The organism is Pseudocolwellia agarivorans, assembly GCF_002000085.1.
GTDB classification, from domain to species: Bacteria; Pseudomonadota; Gammaproteobacteria; order Enterobacterales; family Alteromonadaceae; genus Pseudocolwellia; species Pseudocolwellia agarivorans.
Genome location: NZ_MUZU01000002.1, coordinates 498,288 through 514,717, shown reverse-complemented (window position 1 = coordinate 514,717; position 16,430 = coordinate 498,288). Strand labels below are relative to the sequence as shown.

Sequence of the window (16,430 nt, the reverse complement as noted above, 5' to 3'; positions counted from 1 at the left end):
ACTACTTAAGTATTAAAAAGGAGCCGAATGGCTCCTTTTTTGATGATAGTGTTATATTCTTACTTGTTTGCAAACGCCTGAAAATGTATAGTGTTGCTTTTTAAATCCATCATGAATTATATAGGGCTTTTTAAATGCGCATTATTTTATTAGGTGCTCCAGGAGCAGGTAAAGGTACTCAAGCACAATTTTTAATGGCCAAGTTTGGCATACCGCAAATTTCTACTGGTGATATGCTTCGAGCTGCTATTAAAGCAGGTACAGAACTTGGTATTAAAGCTAAAAAAGTAATGGATGCAGGTCAGTTAGTTTCTGATGAGCTTATTATTGGTTTAGTTAAAGAGCGTATTGCGCAAGATGACTGCAAAGCAGGATTTTTACTTGATGGTTTTCCTCGTACTATTCCACAAGCTGATGCCATGAAAGAAAACAATGTTATTGTTGACCATGTTATTGAGTTTGATGTTCCCGATAGTGTTATCGTCGAAAGAATGGCAGGCCGTCGTGTACATTCAGGGTCTGGCCGTGTATACCATCTTGTTTATAATCCACCTGCAGTTGAAGGTAAAGATGATGAAACGGGTGAAGATTTATCTATTCGTCCAGACGATGAAGAAGCAACTGTTCGTAAACGTTTAGCGGTATATCATGAGCAAACTAAACCTTTAGTTGAATACTACCAACAAGAAGCAAAGTCGGGTACTTGTTCATACCTTACAATAGATGGCACCCAAGCTGTTGAAGTCGTTAATACTATTTTATCTGAAAAGCTTTCATAATATCTCTGTAAATATTCAAAAGCTCGTTTATAACGAGCTTTTTTTGTTTTAGTACATTGATTTTTTATACTAAATACCACTATTATTTCTTCACAAACATATTGTATTAAGCTGAATAATAAATTGTTCAACTTAATATAATATTCAACTGCAATAATATTACGAAATAACTCGGGTTTTTTATAAGTAATTCTTTCTGGCATTACTATATTATCTGGTAATCTTTTATTTTTCATACTTCCGTAAAGTGGGCATAAATATGCAAAAAGCTTCTTTGTTACATCGTTTATACGAAGATATTAATAACATTATTATTAAGCGCCAGCATCCTGTTACAGGTTTACTGCCTGCAAGTACAGCTATAACTACGCACGGAGATTATACGGATGCGTGGGTAAGAGATAATGTTTATTCTATCTTGAGTGTTTGGAGCCTGAGTATGGCGTTTAAGCGCGGTGGAGATAAAATTAAATGTGACGAATTAGAGCAATCTACTATTAAGTTAATGCGCGGTTTACTTACTTCTATGATGAGGCAGTCTGATAAAGTTGAAAAATTTAAAGCAACTTTAGACCCTATGGATTGTTTACATGCAAAATATAGTACAACTACAGGATTAACGGTTGTTGGTGATGATGAATGGGGGCATTTGCAAATAGATGCAACATCTATTTTTTTATTGATGATCGGACAAATGTCAGCTTCTGGCTTACGTATTATTAAAACAATTGATGAAGTCGATTTTATTCAGAATTTAGTTTATTACATCGCTTTTGCCTATAGAACTCCTGATTACGGCATTTGGGAGCGAGGAAATAAGATAAATAATGGTAAAACAGAAATTAATGCAAGTTCTGTTGGTATGGCAAAAGCTGCTTTACAAGCATTAGATGGGTTTAATCTTTTTGGCAAAGACGCTAACCCTAGAGCTATTATTCATACTATTCCTGATGCTGTCTCTAGAGCGCGTAATACATTGGCGCATCTTCTGCCAAGAGAATCTATGTCAAAAGAAGTGGATAGCGCACTTTTAAGTATTATTGGTTTTCCTGCTTTTGCTGTTAGTGACAAACAAGTCATAGATAAAACAAAAAATAAAATTTTATCGGAGTTAGGTGGAGATTACGGTTGCAAACGCTTTTTGTGGGATGGTCATCAAACAGCAGTAGAAGATCATAGTCGAATTCATTACGAGCATTCGGAGTTGGCTAATTTTGCTAACATTGAATCAGAATGGCCATTATTTTATACCTATTTATATATTCAAGCTTTATTTGATAATGATGCTGATGAGGCTAAAAAATATAAAGATAAGCTTGAAGCTATTATGGTTGATGTTGATGGAAAGAAACTTTTACCTGAGCTTTATTATGTTGAAGACGAAAATATTGAAGCAGAAAGAAGATCTCCTGGAAGTCAGCCAAGAACGCCAAATGAAAATATTCCGTTAGTTTGGGCACAAAGTCTTTATTTTACTGGATTAATGCTTGATGAGGGGGTTATCGAAAAAAATGATCTAGATCCTCTACAACTAAGATTTAGATCTACTAAAAATAATGAGGCGCAACTTGCGTTAGTCGTATTAGCTGAAAACAATAGTGTTAAGCAGCAATTAGCTGAAAAAGGTGTTATTGCTGAAACCATAAATGAAATTAGCCCAATAAATGTTATTACAGCGGAAGAGCTTGTTGAATGTTTTAGAAAAGTTGGCGCAAATGAAAGTTTAAAGCTTACTGGCCGTCCTAAACGTCGCTTACAAGGATTAGCTACAGCACAAACATATACTTTTAATGGTAAAGCATATTTGTCGTTATCAAGTCTTCAACATAAGGAAAATAATTACCGAATTTTTGATGCTGAATTAGCGAGCGAGCATTTGAAAGGTGAAGTTGAACACATAAATAAGCATTGGATAAATGACGAAGCTGCTGTTTTTACCTATTTATTAACTCAAGATATGTGTGATAGTGTTAATGCTGATGTGTTATTAGATACGCTTCGCTCCTTACAGCTAAGAGCAACACAAACTAACATTGGTTACGCTTCAGCTAGTTTGGCTTACAGAGCATCTAGAGTGAATAAGCTTGTTGTACCTAACTTTTCTATTCAAGCATTAGCCAATACGCCTGAAGTTTCTGACTCACATATTATTCCTTTTGATTTCTCGCTTTTTTCAGAATCTTTCCAGATAGAATTAAAGTCATTAAATTATTCTGATAAAACGAGCTATGAGCAATTAATGAAATGGAATAAAGAATATCAATTAGATTCTCATTTGCCACAAAATATAGAGAGTGCAGTTTTAACTCAATATGCCAGCATTACGTTTAAATCATTAGTTGAAAGTATTTATAGTAGGGCCCAACATAAACAACACTGGTTAACGGCTCGTTTATGTTTTTCTATACTTAAGCTTTCTTATAAAGATCTTGCTGATGATGTATCTCAGGTGTGCGCTCGTCATATATCTATCGTTGTAGGACAAAAGGATCAAACGGTATTAAATGGAGAGCATGCGTTATTAAAACCTAAAAAATTAGTCAAATTACTTGATGAAACTTCTGATAATTTATTGGAAAGAACATTAATACAGGAGTTATTAGTTATTCTTGGAAACACTATACGTATTGATACGCAATTATTTAATGGTTTGCGTTCTATTAAATTAAATAGTGTTTTAACGTTATGTGTTGAGCATTCAGAATGTACGGAAGAGTCGTTAATTCTTTTATCAAGCAAGTCACCTGCAGAATTAAATACTTTGGTACAAAAGATACTCAATGAGCAGCAAGAAGCGTTTAATTACAATATAGAATATAGCTATAGTGCCAAAGCGAATAATCAAAATATATCTTATAAAATGCAAGCAATTGATACTGATTGGTTACAGTGGCGCACAGCAAAAGGTCTTATCACTCGTATAGATGACGTATTTTTAACTGATATCTGGCAAAGCTTATCAAATACACAACGTATTATTTTTGGAGATAATAAAAACTCAGGGGAGGTTTTAGATTCAACCTTAATAAGAGCATCAATGACTCCGAGAGAAGAAAGTTTTGCTAAAACCCTTGATGCACTTATTCAACATTTACATCCAATCTATTATAAGTCAGCGATTGTTGAAGTATTATATGCTTTTACTCAGTATTGTATGAAATATCCTGATTGCCAATTTGAGCAAATAGTTTTAGGTGAGGTTATTGAGCAAATGGCAAAAGACTATGTAAATGACCTTCAGTTTATAAAAGGACATGAACGAAGTTTAGATATATTAATGGCACAAGCACCAGATATATTACAAAAATACGCATTTAAAGTGTTTGAATCTTTTTAAAGTTGTTAAATTATTAAGATATATAATATGTGTCAGTTTATTTTACAGTATATATTTTAGATGGCTGCTGTATGTTTTTAAGTTGTTGTTTTTTATTGTTAATTTGTTTTTGGCATACCTTGTGCATTGTCATGGTATATCAGATTTAAACCTGATGATAACAACATCATCAGTAAACAATTAATAACAAAGGGTACTAAACATGAAAAAATTATTACTAGCTTCTTTAATTACAAGTGCTTCATTCGCAGCTACAGCAGATGTAGTTACATTTAACGATTCATCTTTTAACGGAACTCCTGGTTCTGAAGTCGTTTTTGATTTTATCGATTTCGATGCTGATTTAGCTCAAGTAACACAAACTGATACAGATGGTAACGGTCTTCTTGGCGGTGGTGCTGAAGCGTTTTCTGAATTTGGTTCTACAGATATCGTAAACTTTAAATTAGGCTCTGCACTTTTAGGTGTTGATGCTGCATATGAAGTGTTTTACAACTATGCATTTTCAGGTACAGCAACAGCAACAGCAGCTGGCAACTTAGAAGTAAACTTTAACGCAGGTGCTTCTGGTTTATATGTTGATACAACGAATGTTGGTAACGGCATGTTTGATGGTGGTGTACAAATCGCTTCATTTGGTCTTAATCAAGGTGCTTGTACAATTGATATCAAGCCAGGTCCATTACAAAACAAAGGTTTTTGTGGTCTTGATTTAAGCCTTAACTTTGCTGCAGGTTACTTCTTTAACACTAATGGTGATGATTTATCAACAACTCCAGGTGCTAAAACAGCTACTTTAATTGTTACTGTACAAGATATCCTAGGTTTAAGCCAAACTTATCCTGCTGCAGGTGGCACTCAAAACTTCCAAATTTCACATGATGGAAACATGACTTTAAGTGTTCCTGAGCCAGCTTCAGTAGCTATCTTAGGTTTAGGTTTATTAGGTTTTGCTGGCGCACGTCGTCGTAAAGCATAATTAATCAACTTATAAGTTAATAAAAAGCCGAACAAAAAGTTCGGCTTTTTTGTGTTTAAAATTTAAGAATTTTTTTTCTATTAAAGATCACCTTGAACTACTAACCTTATTATTACAAATTATCGTTAATTATTAACCAGAAGATTATAAATTTAATTAAGAAGAACCATTCAATATTTATTAATTCTGTATAATTACGTATAGTGTGCTAAAAAATAAGGATATGTTAAAAATAAACCCATAATTTATTTAATTAAATAGATATTATTTACAAAATTTATTTTTATAATAACTCATACATGCCAAATGCTATTTATGTAAAACACTTAAGCTTTAAGTATAAAAACAACAATTTTTATTCACTATCAGATATCTCTTTAACCATTAAAGCGAATAAATGTACAGGGATTATAGGGCCGAATGGTGCTGGTAAATCAACGTTTATTTCTGCGTTATGTGGTTTGCTACCTTCATTTGAAGGGCAGGTGTTTTATGATGAAAACCAGATGCAACCTTTAATTGATTCGGTTAAAGAAAAAGTCGCTTTAGTGCCGCAAGAATATGCCTTCTACCCACAATTATCAGTTAAGCAAAATCTTTATTATTTTCTATCTCTTTGTGTAGAATCAAAAAAAAGAAAAGAAGATAAGCATGCGTTTATTAGTGAAATTCTTGAGCAATGTGTATTAACTCATGTAAGTCATATTAAAGTGAGTAAACTTTCAGGTGGATATAAACGTCGTTTAAATATCGCGATAGCCTTGGTTAAACAACCCAAAGTTTTATTTTTAGATGAGCCAACCGTTGGTATAGACCCTGAATCGAGAGCTATTATTATTACTTTACTTGAGCAATTTAAAGCCGAAGGTAAAACCTTATTGTTTACTTCGCATATGCTTGATGAAGTTGAAAAAGTTTGTGACGATATCATTATACTTAAAGATGGAAAAGCATCGCTTATTGAGCAAACACAACAAAAGAATTTATTACTATCAGTAGAGTTTGAGCAGGAACCTTCAAGTACTAACTTTCTCAGCGGTTATCAAAAAATTGCAGCGTGTAAATATCAGTTACTTCTTACTTCTCCCGAAGAACTCAATAGTCATTTATTGCAGTTAAGTCAATTAAAAGTATCGATAAAAAACATTCATTATTCAGCTAATTCTGTTGAGCATATGTATAAGCAAGGGACCACGGGCAATAAATTATGATTTTAAGTAGCCTAAATAAAGAAGCTCGCATTATTTTAAGTGATATACACAGTATTGGTGTTTTACTTATATTACCTATCGCTTTCATGTTAATTATGACATTTGCAATGAGTGAGCAAGGCACCGATGTAATAAATAAAACTTCAGTGAGCTTTATCTCTGAAAATACCGATCCTATATCATTAGCTTATAAAGGTTATATAAAGCAGCAAGGTTTTACACTTGTTGAAAATGAGGGCTTAGCGGATATTTCTATAAAACTACCGAGTTCCTTTAATAATCAAATATTATCGGGTTTAGCTAAGGGAGCTATTGTTGTTAATATTCAAGCGAATATGACTCCTCAAAAAAAAGCAGCGGTTATAAGGCTTATTCAAACTGCATTGTCTAAACTAAGACTTCATGCTTTTATGCTTGAAAGTGGCGACTTAGATGAAGATCTCTCTTTAACTGAACAAATTAAAGAAATAGAAAACAGTACCGAAGTTGCTTCTTATTTTACTGTAGTAACACAGAATAAACAGACGTTTACCCCTATTTTATATAGTGTACCTTCATGGATTGTTTTTGGGCTTTATTTTATTGTTTTACCTGTTTCAATTACCGTAATAAACGAAAAGCAAAATGGCACGCTAATTAGATTAAAAACATTTCCTATATCTACGAGCCAATATTTTATGAGTAAATTCAGTGCTTTTTACTTATTAAGTATACTGCAGCTTATTTTATTAACTTTAGTTGGTGTATTTGTTGTACCTGTTGTGACAGAGCAGCCGGATATATTTATAAGCCATTGGGGCGTTTATATCATAGGGAGTTTATTTATTATATTAGCGGCTAATGCTTTAGCGTTTTTTATTGCTTCTTTAGTGAATAGCTATGAGCAAGCCATTGTTTTTGGCGGAGGAATAAATATATTATTAGCGGCTATTAGTGGCTTTATGGTGCCTATTGATATTTTACCTGAGGTAATGGCTAAAATAGCAACTTACTCACCTTTATATTGGTCTGCTGAAATTATTCGAAATTTATTTTCAGGTAAAGAATTTGTCGATATTTTACCGTATTTACTTAAGTTACTTGTATTTAGTTTATTCGTTTTATCAATGGCGTTTTATTTATTCATCAACAAAATCAGGAAATTAATGTGGAACTAGAAGAATTAAAACAAAAACTTAAAAGAATGATTGTTGAAGAATGTGAAAAAGAAGACGATATTGCTTGGAATGATATTTTAGATGATGAAATGTTATTTGGTAGCGATTCTCGAGTAGGTTTAGACTCTTTAGATGCATTACAACTGTCTTTGGTATTAAAGAAAACCTTCGCGATAAAAGTTGAAGGCTCTAAAGAAAGCCGAAAGCATTTAACAACAATTAATAGTATTGCCAATTTAATTGCTGAAAATAGCTAATATGATTAAAAGAACATATTCATGAATAACGTTTTTATTGTCGCTTCTGCTTCTATTAGTGCGATAGGAGAGCAGAAAGATTGTCAGTATATTGTTGATAATCCGGAAAATATGTCAACAGTTGAAATTCCGGCTGAAAATAAAAGTGCGTTCTATTTTCCAATAAATAAAAACAGGCTACACAAAACATTTGATGAGATGATCTCGTTGTTATCTTCTCAAATAGAGGTCGTTATTCAACAAGCGAATTTAACCTCTGAAGAACTCGCTCAAACTGTCTTGTTCTTAGGATCTACATCTCTTGATATAGCGTGCGTAGAGCCAGATGAAAACAAATCGATCTGGCTATCTCAAACGGACAGGATAAGCCAAAAACTAGCGTCGTTATTTGGTTTACATAAAATACATTACACCTTTAATACGGCTTGTACTTCGAGTGCGAATGCTGTGCTGTACGCTACACAATTTATAAAACACAACAAAATTAAACATGCGCTTGTTGTTGGTTGCGAGTTTTTCAATCAACTCTCTATTAATGGATTTGATTCATTAGACTTATTCAGTAACTCAGGTGTTAGGCCTTTTTCAAATACACGAGACGGGCTTTTATTAGGTGAGGGCGTTGGTGTATTGATGTTATCAAGCATGCCCAAGTCATCAACTATTTTTGAGGTGTTAGGTGGTTATTCATCATGTGACGATTTTAGCTTAACCATTACAGATGAAAATGGTGACCATATTGTTGAAGTAGTAGAAAAAGCACTCGCTAATGGGAATATTAATAAATCAGATATCGATCTCATTAAAATACATGGAACCGCTTCACAAATGAGTGATTTAGCTGAATGTAATGCTATTACTCGTTTGTTCAAGCTGCTTGATAATGCACCTGAGATACTTGGATTTAAATCCTTTTTAGGTCATACATTAGGGGCTTGTGGTGTTTTAGAATTAGCCTTGCTTGAGCATCTTTTTCAACAAGAAGTTCTTCCTGAATGTACATATCAAAAACAAGAGAAAAATGATCTTTTGCATCCTTTTATTTCGTCTGCTCAAAAAATGATGTTATCAGAACATATTTTACTTAATCATTTTGGTTTTGGTGGAAATAACGCTGCAGTTATTTTAAAAAATATAAAACTCACCAGCAACAAGAGGTTAATTCGTGATGAACTCTGATCCGTATTTGACTCTTATTGCTTATGAGAAGGTGAGTGTGTCTAACGAACTTTCTGATAAAGATATACGGTCTTTAGTGAAAAATGAAACTAATTTATCTGTAAGACGATTAGATACGTTTACTTTGTTGTCGCTATTAGCTGTGTATCGGTTATTCAATAATTCTTCGGAGTTATTTACACTATCATCTAAGCCATTATCTTTATATAGTGCCGCAGAATATTTAAGTGTAGAGCTTTTTCAATCGGTTATTATGAGTCTGAAGAATAATGAATCTATAAAGCCTTTTGATTTTATTTCTACTGTGGGTAATGCGGCAAACTTTTATATTACCAAAGAGTTTAATATAAAAGGACCTAATATTTTTATTGGCGCTAGTGATCAACCTTTTTTAAAAAGCTGTGCATTAGCTGAAATGGATTTTTTAGAAGATCATAGTTCGCAAGGCATTGTTATTGTATGGTCCATCACTGAAAGGTCACGTCAGTGTTATGCTTTTATTATTGAAAAGTGTGAGACGGGGATTACAGGCAAAACTATTAATGCAGATAATTATTTGAACATTGATGAGCTGATTAAAGAAGATTTATCTATTACTACGCCAGCTTACATTCAAAGTTTGTTTTAGGTTATTACATGTCGGTTTTTGTTTTATACGCAAAAGTTAATGATTCATGGTTTATAGAGCAATATAACCAATCTATTTCTTTATTGAATCATGAGGATAAAAATCGTTTTGATAAAATGAAAAGCTCATTAAAACGTCAACAACTCCTCCTGAGTCGAGTTTTATTGCTTCAAGCCGCGGCTCAGCTGCTCCAACAAAAATCACTGACTTTAAAAGCAGAAGATGAACCAGAAGAAAACAGTCACTTAGAAAGTTCCCAAATAAAGACTTACCAAATAGAGAATTACACTCAATTACTCATCAATCAAAAGTATAGTTTCTCAATTTCAATCACTCATAGTGGCTCTGTTGCCGCAGTATGTATTAGTTCACAACAGTTAAAGCTAGGGATTGATATTGAAAAAATTAAACCTAGAAATTTTGTTGAATTAGCTCAAGAATTTTGTGTGGAAGATGAGTTAACCCTTTTAAATAATAAGCAATACGACTCATACTATTTTTATAAACTATGGACAGCTAAAGAAGCACTAACTAAAGCAACACAAGCTAACTTAACTGATTTGTTCTCTTTTAATTGCTCTAATGTACTTATTAAAAACATTGGAACATTTGACTTTAATCATTCCATTTTTTCTTATCATACAAACAATTTATCAGATGAATTGGAAGCTTATATAGGCACCGTTGTTGTTCAAGTTGTTAGTGAAACGATATCTTTTAATGAAATAAAAAATATATCGTGGATATATTATACAAAGTAATTTTTTTAGTCGTAGTTTAACCTTATAACCTTGTATTTATTCATGTTAGCTGCAGGTAGTTAACTATTCTTTAGTTGAATTGCAAAGGCTGCTTAGGTAGAATTTGCGCATATTTTAGCGGTTGATGTATTTATGAAATTTGGTATTGAAAAGTGCGTAGCATGGTACGGAAACATACGTACTACCGAAGATTGGCAGTTATGGGCAAAAGGTGATTTAAATTATTCGCCTGAAGACGATCTTCCGCCTTTAAAACAAATACCTGCAATGCAACGTCGAAGATTAAGTCCTTTCGCTAAACTTTCTTTACATTGTATTCTTGAATCTCTTGGCGATAATGCGAGTAATATTCCTTGTGTTTTTTCTTCGCGTCACGGCGATTTACATAAAACCGCTAAATTAATTGAAGACGTCGCCACTAAAAATGATTTATCACCCACCCATTTTGGTTTGTCAGTTCATAATGCGGTAGCAGGATTATATAGTATTTTTGCTAATAACAAGCAGCCTATGACTGCTATTTCAGCTGGCGAAGATTCATTAATGATGGCAATAGTTGATGCTTACGCAAAACTAGAAAGCCAATATTTAGATAAAATTTTAGTCGTTTACACTGATCAAATTGTTCCTGAACAATACAGCCAATATGTTTCAAATGAAGAGCAAACTTTATCAGTCGCTTTTATTTTAACTAAATACCAGCCTGATACAGGCATTCAGTTAACCTTTGAAAAGCAAACTGAACATAGTGATGAAAAACTTACATTTCAGCCTCTTGATTTTTTAAGGTTTTTTCACGGAGAATATAAAGAGTTTGACATTCAGTCTAAGCGTTATCAGTGGCGTATCAGTAGACGTTTGTTTTGAACAAATTAAATAAATACTGGAGAATATTTGCAACCGGATCGGCATTTACCTTATTCGGCTTTGGCGGTATTTTACTTACCCTTATTGTTTTTCCTATTGTTAATTTTATGCATCGACATAACGAGTATCAACGTAAATACAGTGCTAGAAAAGTAGTACACAAAACGTTTAAAATGTTCGTGAATTATATGAGCTTTGTTGGCATTCTCACGCTCGAAATTGAAAACGAAGAACAATTAAAGCAACATAAAGGCAAGTTGGTTATTGCTAACCACCCATCCTTAATTGATGTGGTTGTGTTAATTTCTATTATAGAAAATGCCGATTGTGTTGTTAAAGCGGGTTTGTGGAAAAATCCTTTTTTAAAAGGAGTTGTAACAAATACAGGCTATATAAATAATGAAGAAGATCCTGATACGTTTTTAAAGGATTGCAGTAAAACGTTTGAAGAAGGTAACAATTTAATTGTGTTTCCTGAAGGAACAAGAAGTAGCATAGATAAACCCTTAAAGTTTAAACGCGGGGCGGCCAACATAGCATTAAGAACAAAAGTTGATATCGTACCTATAATTTTAACGGTTACGCCAACCACGTTAACAAAAGAATTAGCTTGGTATCAAATACCTGATAAAAAATTTACCGTCAAATTAGTTGTTAATCCTGTATTATCAACACAAAAATATAGAGAAACTGAATCAGTTTCTAACTCAGTAAGAGAACTTACTCGAGACTTAGTAGAATATTATAAAGAGGAATTTGCCGCTCATGAATGAGTTAATCACAGAAGTAAAACAACTGATTATTGAAACATTAGAATTAGAAGATATTGAACCCGCAGATATATCAGACGAAGAGCCATTGTTTATTGATGGCTTAGGTTTAGATTCTATAGACGCATTAGAATTGGGTGTAGCAATTAAAAAAGCGTATAATGTGAAAATTGATGGCGATTCTGAAGACAGTAAAAAACATTTTTACTCAGTTAAATCATTATGCCAATTTATCGAACAAAATAAATAATTCAGGTATTAAATTGACATGAAAAATAGAGAAGAAATTTACCAAGTACTTAGCAACATATTAGTGACTTTGTTTGAAATAGATGAAGAAGATATTTCAATGGATGCTCATTTATATGAAGACATGGATCTTGATAGCATTGACGCTGTTGATTTAGTTGTAAAATTACGCGAAATAACGGGTAAAAAAATAGAACCGGAAGATTTTAAACAAGTTCGTACTGTTAAAGACGTAGTTGATGCCGTTGAAAAATTAGCCCTTAGCTAATTTTAATGAAACATATTGTTATAGGGAGTGTTTTTGTACTCTATCCGTTAATCGTTTTTTTAGGATTAAAATGGATAGAGCCCACATATATTGCTCTAGTGCTAGTTTTTTTAGCTTGTTTACGCTTTTACTACAGTAAAGCATCAATAAATATTCCTTTTATTAAAATAGTGGGCATTAATATTATTATTTTATTAATGCTTAGCCTTTTTAATAACTCATCCTTTTTACTAAAATTATATCCTGTAGTCATGAGTTTAAGTTTTTTGAGTATATTTTTATATTCATTGGCTAAACCTCCCTCAGTTATTACCTTAATTGCTAGCGCTAGAGATAAGCTGACTATTAATGCGGTTGAATACACTAAGAAAGTTACTTTAGTATGGTGTGTGTTTTTCTTGATTAATGCTTCTATCTCTTTAGTCACCGTGTTTTTAAGTGATGAAATTTGGGCATTTTATAATGGCTTAGTTTCTTATGTACTTATGGGTGTTTTATTTCTTGGTGAATGGATAGTTAGAAAACGATTTAAGAAAAATGACCAATCAGATTACATTACCTAGCGATAAAACTTATTTTATTTCACAAGCTAAAACGTTTCAGCAATGGTCTGAATCGGTTTTATTTCATCGATCGCTTTTTATTCAAAATCCAGCTCAAACATGGTTGCTTTATTGCGAAGATGCTTATGAGTTTTCGGTTTTATTTTTTGCTTTACTTGGTGCTCGTAAAAATATCGTATTACCTCAAAACGGCACCACTAATCAATTACAAACTTGCTTAGCCCATGTACAAGGTGTCGCAGGTGCGAATGAACTAGATTTTGAAAATACTATTGTGTATCAAGCTGATGGTTGTTCAGTAAACCCAGAGCCATTAATTATATATACAGACACAAGAGTTATATTATTTACTTCTGGCTCTACCGGTGAAGCGAAGGCTATTCACAAAGAGTTTTCACATTTACTACAGGAAGTTCAGCAACTAGAAGCAAGCTTTGGTCATTACTTGAAAGATTCATGTGTAGTTTCTACCGTTTCACATCAACATATTTATGGTTTGTTATTTAAACTGATATGGCCTATTTGGTCAGGACGAAACATTATATTGCAGCCTTATGAATACCCAGAGCATTTATGTCACGACATCACAAAATACTCGTTAGATAAAGTCTCGTTAATTAGCAGCCCTGCACACTTTCATCGCTTAATTAAAGACAATGTATACACAGATCACGTTTCTCATATTTCTTGTATGTTTTCTTCAGGGGGGCCTTTAAGTTTAGAGGCAAGTTTGCAGTTAGCTAATGAATTACAGCAACCGCCAATTGAAGTGTTTGGTAGTACCGAAACAGGCGGAATAGCTTGGCGTCAACGTTTCAGCGAAGATAAACAACATTGGTTAGCATTCGACAATATTGAGATCGCCCTTGAACAAGAGTCTGAATGCCTCAAAATAAAATCACCTTATATTATTCAATCTGATTGGTACTTATGTGACGATAGAGTGAATATCATCAGTGACAACGAATTTGAACTTTGTGGACGAGTTGATCGTATTGTTAAAATAGAAGAAAAAAGAGTCTCGTTAGATCATGTGCAACAATGCTTAAAGTCGATTGATTGTATTGATGATGCCTACTGCTTAACCGCTAATAATAAAAGAGGCACTCAAGTAGTTGCCGCTATTGTCTTAACAGAACAAGCGAAAGCTGAGTTAAAACAAAGTCGAAATTTAGTCTTTAATCGTCATATAACCTCGATTTTACATGAAGATCTAGAAGCTATTGCTATACCAAAAAGATTTCGTTATTTAGAGGCTTTACCTTATAATCCTTCCGGAAAATTGAATAAAAAAGAGATGGAGAAGTTCTTTGAATAATAAGGTGTTATTTCCTCAAGTTGATCACGTGGAAGCCAATGAAGATGAAGTGGTTTTATCTTTAACTATTCCTGCAGGTTTATATTATTTTAAAGGGCACTTTCCACAGGCACCAATATTAGCTGGTGTTGTGCAAGTACATTGGGTTATGCATTATATTGAACAATATTTTGATTTGAAAATTGAACAATACCTTTCCGTTGATGCGTTAAAATTTCAAGTGATAATTGCGCCTGAGTACCAAGTTAAATTAATCTTAAAAAAAATGTCAGACCTCAAAGTCAGCTTTAATTACAGCTCAGAACATGGCGCTCACACTTCTGGCCGAGCAGTGTACCGCTAATGCAATATTGTTTCGTTATTCCATGCTATAACCATGATATTGTTATTAGAGACACTATCGCTTCTTTATGCGAATTTAACTTCCCCATTATTATTGTTGATGATGGCAGCCAAGCATCAACAAGAGAAATTTTAAAGCAAGTATCAGAAGAGTTTCCTTTGGTTACCTTAATTCATCATCAAGAAAACGGTGGTAAAGGGGCGGCTATGCAAACTGGTTTAGCTGCTGCTATTAACATGAATATGACTCATGCTTTGCAAGTTGATGCAGATGGTCAGCATGATTTACTCGATATTAATGAATTTATTAAAGAAGCCGCTGATTCGCCAGAAAGCTTGATCAGTGGTCAGCCTGTTTACGACGACTCTATTTCTAAAGGGCGTTTTTATGGACGCTATATCACTCACTTTTGGGTAGGAATAGAAACACTTTCTTGTAAAGTTATCGACTCCATGTGCGGCTTTAGGGTTTATCCGTTAGCGGCGTATGCAAAGCTTATACAAAATACTTCGCTAGGTAAGCGCATGGATTTTGATATTGAAGTTATGGTCAAGCTTATTTGGCAAGGTGTTCCTGTTAAATTTGTACAAACTAAAGTGCATTATCCTGAATTTGGTATTTCTCATTTTCATGCATTTAAAGATAATGTCATTATTAGTAAAATGCATACCCGTTTGTTTTTCGGTATGTTATTACGCCTACCTAAATTACTCGCGCAAAAGTGGAATAAAAAAGCAATGGCTGAGCAACCGTCAAACAACGAGCTAGAGCAAAATAAACCTGAAGATTTACATTGGTCTAAGTTAAAAGAACGTGGATCTATGTTGGGTATTGAAGTACTCGTATTTGTGCACAAATATTTAGGTAACTGGCTCTTTAAAGTCGTTTTATTTCCGGTCATGATTTACTTTTACTTAACGGGTGATGTTGCTAGAAAAAGCATTCATCATTACTTAAGTAACATGTACAAATACAAAAATAATGTCACTTTAACTCAAGGTCAACTGTTTCGAAAAGGCTTCAAAGTTTTTTATAACTTTGGTCTATCTATTGTCGACAAGTTTGATGCTTGGTTGGGCAAGGTAAATATTGAAGATATCGACATTAAAAATGATGCTGCCTATCAATCTTTAATTAATGCCAATGGCGCGGTTATTTTTAGTGCACATTTAGGTAACATGGAAGTGTGTCGAGCAATATTTAGTACGGGTGAAAACAAACGTAAGCTTAATGTTATTACCTACAACGAACATACGCCATCATTTAATAACTTCCTTAAAAAAGTAAACAAAGATGCTGCCATTAACTTTATTCATATTAATGACTTTGGGCCAGCCGACTCTATTCAATTAAAACAAAAAATTGAAGACGGTGAAGCTATTGTTATTTTTGCTGATCGTACTTCGGTTAATAATCCTGATAGTGTCTATAACGTTCCATTTATTGGTGAAGAAGCCCCGTTTGCTAAAGGGCCTTTTGCACTAGCATCGATTATGGACTGTAAAGTGTTTTTAATGTTTTGCTTGAAAGAAGAAGGGCGCTACTCAGCTTATGTTGAAGAGTTTGCCCAACCTAAAAAGGTAAAACGTAAAGAAAGAAATGAATACTTCTCGTCGCTTGCTGAAAAATATGCACAGCGATTAGAATTTTACTGCCGTAAAGAACCATACCAATGGTTTAACTTTTTTAGTTTTTGGCAGAATAAAAAATAATAAGCAAGATAAAGTAAAGATAGGTAATAGCTAATTTATAACAGCTATCAAA

General features: G+C 33.4%; 17 protein-coding genes. All 17 read left to right on the top strand.

Annotated elements, in window-relative coordinates:
• Positions 1-134: 134 nt before the first annotated feature.
• A complete protein-coding gene (gene adk / locus B0X80_RS05270; RefSeq protein ID WP_076418902.1) occupies positions 135-779 on the top strand; it encodes an adenylate kinase in 645 nt (214 codons plus the stop codon).
• Positions 780-1,038: 259 nt separating this feature from the next.
• Entirely contained in the window at positions 1,039-4,116 is a 3,078-nt protein-coding gene (locus tag B0X80_RS05265) for a phosphorylase b kinase regulatory subunit alpha/beta (RefSeq protein ID WP_077338740.1), read from the top strand.
• Between the two features lie 202 nt (positions 4,117-4,318).
• Entirely contained in the window at positions 4,319-5,095 is a 777-nt protein-coding gene (gene pepA, locus B0X80_RS05260; protein ID WP_077338739.1) for a flocculation-associated PEP-CTERM protein PepA, read from the top strand.
• Positions 5,096-5,394: 299 nt separating this feature from the next.
• On the top strand, positions 5,395-6,306 hold the full coding sequence (locus tag B0X80_RS05255) for an ABC transporter ATP-binding protein (RefSeq protein ID WP_077338738.1): 912 nt from the start codon (positions 5,395-5,397) through the stop codon (positions 6,304-6,306).
• Positions 6,303-7,463: an ABC transporter permease gene (locus B0X80_RS05250; protein ID WP_077338737.1), complete on the top strand. Its 1,161-nt coding sequence runs from the start codon at positions 6,303-6,305 to the stop codon at positions 7,461-7,463. The genes B0X80_RS05255 and B0X80_RS05250 overlap by 4 nt, the downstream gene beginning before the upstream one ends.
• Positions 7,454-7,720 carry an acyl carrier protein gene (locus B0X80_RS05245; RefSeq protein WP_077338736.1) on the top strand — a complete coding sequence of 89 codons (267 nt, stop codon included), beginning with the start codon at positions 7,454-7,456 and terminating at the stop codon, positions 7,718-7,720. The genes B0X80_RS05250 and B0X80_RS05245 overlap by 10 nt, the downstream gene beginning before the upstream one ends.
• A 21-nt stretch (positions 7,721-7,741) precedes the next feature.
• Positions 7,742-8,899: a beta-ketoacyl synthase N-terminal-like domain-containing protein gene (locus tag B0X80_RS05240; RefSeq protein WP_077338735.1), complete on the top strand. Its 1,158-nt coding sequence runs from the start codon at positions 7,742-7,744 to the stop codon at positions 8,897-8,899.
• Entirely contained in the window at positions 8,886-9,527 is a 642-nt protein-coding gene (locus B0X80_RS05235; RefSeq protein ID WP_139345292.1) for a hypothetical protein, read from the top strand. Before B0X80_RS05240 ends, B0X80_RS05235 begins: the two co-directional genes overlap by 14 nt.
• A gap of 8 nt (positions 9,528-9,535) precedes the next feature.
• Entirely contained in the window at positions 9,536-10,288 is a 753-nt protein-coding gene (locus B0X80_RS05230) for a 4'-phosphopantetheinyl transferase family protein (RefSeq protein ID WP_077338733.1), read from the top strand.
• A gap of 132 nt (positions 10,289-10,420) precedes the next feature.
• Complete coding sequence (locus B0X80_RS05225; RefSeq protein WP_077338732.1) at positions 10,421-11,155, top strand: beta-ketoacyl synthase chain length factor; 735 nt, start codon at positions 10,421-10,423, stop codon at positions 11,153-11,155.
• Entirely contained in the window at positions 11,152-11,928 is a 777-nt protein-coding gene (locus B0X80_RS05220) for a lysophospholipid acyltransferase family protein (RefSeq protein WP_077338731.1), read from the top strand. The genes B0X80_RS05225 and B0X80_RS05220 overlap by 4 nt, the downstream gene beginning before the upstream one ends.
• The gene (locus B0X80_RS05215) at positions 11,921-12,175 is read left to right on the top strand and encodes a phosphopantetheine-binding protein (RefSeq protein ID WP_076418913.1); all 255 of its coding nucleotides are present in this window, start codon (positions 11,921-11,923) and stop codon (positions 12,173-12,175) included. Before B0X80_RS05220 ends, B0X80_RS05215 begins: the two co-directional genes overlap by 8 nt.
• Before the next feature lie 18 nt (positions 12,176-12,193).
• Positions 12,194-12,442, top strand: coding sequence for an acyl carrier protein (locus tag B0X80_RS05210; RefSeq protein WP_076418914.1), 249 nt, complete (start codon positions 12,194-12,196; stop codon positions 12,440-12,442).
• A 5-nt stretch (positions 12,443-12,447) separates the two neighbouring features.
• Positions 12,448-13,005: a COG4648 family protein gene (locus tag B0X80_RS05205; RefSeq protein WP_077338730.1), complete on the top strand. Its 558-nt coding sequence runs from the start codon at positions 12,448-12,450 to the stop codon at positions 13,003-13,005.
• On the top strand, positions 12,980-14,323 hold the full coding sequence (locus B0X80_RS05200) for an AMP-binding protein (RefSeq protein ID WP_077338729.1): 1,344 nt from the start codon (positions 12,980-12,982) through the stop codon (positions 14,321-14,323). The genes B0X80_RS05205 and B0X80_RS05200 overlap by 26 nt, the downstream gene beginning before the upstream one ends.
• Entirely contained in the window at positions 14,316-14,666 is a 351-nt protein-coding gene (locus tag B0X80_RS05195; protein WP_077338728.1) for an ApeI family dehydratase, read from the top strand. Before B0X80_RS05200 ends, B0X80_RS05195 begins: the two co-directional genes overlap by 8 nt.
• Entirely contained in the window at positions 14,666-16,378 is a 1,713-nt protein-coding gene (locus tag B0X80_RS05190; RefSeq protein WP_077338727.1) for a glycosyltransferase family 2 protein, read from the top strand. Before B0X80_RS05195 ends, B0X80_RS05190 begins: the two co-directional genes overlap by 1 nt.
• The last annotated feature ends 52 nt before the right edge of the window (positions 16,379-16,430 follow it).

Excerpts from the sequence above, each read along its gene's own strand:
- adk (WP_076418902.1), top strand. The coding sequence starts at position 135 with ATGCGCATTATTTTATTAGGTGCTCCAGGAGCAGGTAAAGGTACTCAA.
- B0X80_RS05265 (WP_077338740.1), top strand. The coding sequence starts at position 1,039 with ATGCAAAAAGCTTCTTTGTTACATCGTTTATACGAAGATATTAATAAC.
- pepA (WP_077338739.1), top strand. The coding sequence starts at position 4,319 with ATGAAAAAATTATTACTAGCTTCTTTAATTACAAGTGCTTCATTCGCA.
- B0X80_RS05255 (WP_077338738.1), top strand. The coding sequence starts at position 5,395 with ATGCCAAATGCTATTTATGTAAAACACTTAAGCTTTAAGTATAAAAAC.
- B0X80_RS05250 (WP_077338737.1), top strand. The coding sequence starts at position 6,303 with ATGATTTTAAGTAGCCTAAATAAAGAAGCTCGCATTATTTTAAGTGAT.
- B0X80_RS05240 (WP_077338735.1), top strand. The coding sequence starts at position 7,742 with ATGAATAACGTTTTTATTGTCGCTTCTGCTTCTATTAGTGCGATAGGA.
- B0X80_RS05230 (WP_077338733.1), top strand. The coding sequence starts at position 9,536 with ATGTCGGTTTTTGTTTTATACGCAAAAGTTAATGATTCATGGTTTATA.
- B0X80_RS05225 (WP_077338732.1), top strand. The coding sequence starts at position 10,421 with ATGAAATTTGGTATTGAAAAGTGCGTAGCATGGTACGGAAACATACGT.
- B0X80_RS05215 (WP_076418913.1), top strand. The coding sequence starts at position 11,921 with ATGAATGAGTTAATCACAGAAGTAAAACAACTGATTATTGAAACATTA.
- B0X80_RS05210 (WP_076418914.1), top strand. The coding sequence starts at position 12,194 with ATGAAAAATAGAGAAGAAATTTACCAAGTACTTAGCAACATATTAGTG.
- B0X80_RS05205 (WP_077338730.1), top strand. The coding sequence starts at position 12,448 with ATGAAACATATTGTTATAGGGAGTGTTTTTGTACTCTATCCGTTAATC.
- B0X80_RS05200 (WP_077338729.1), top strand. The coding sequence starts at position 12,980 with ATGACCAATCAGATTACATTACCTAGCGATAAAACTTATTTTATTTCA.
- B0X80_RS05190 (WP_077338727.1), top strand. The coding sequence starts at position 14,666 with ATGCAATATTGTTTCGTTATTCCATGCTATAACCATGATATTGTTATT.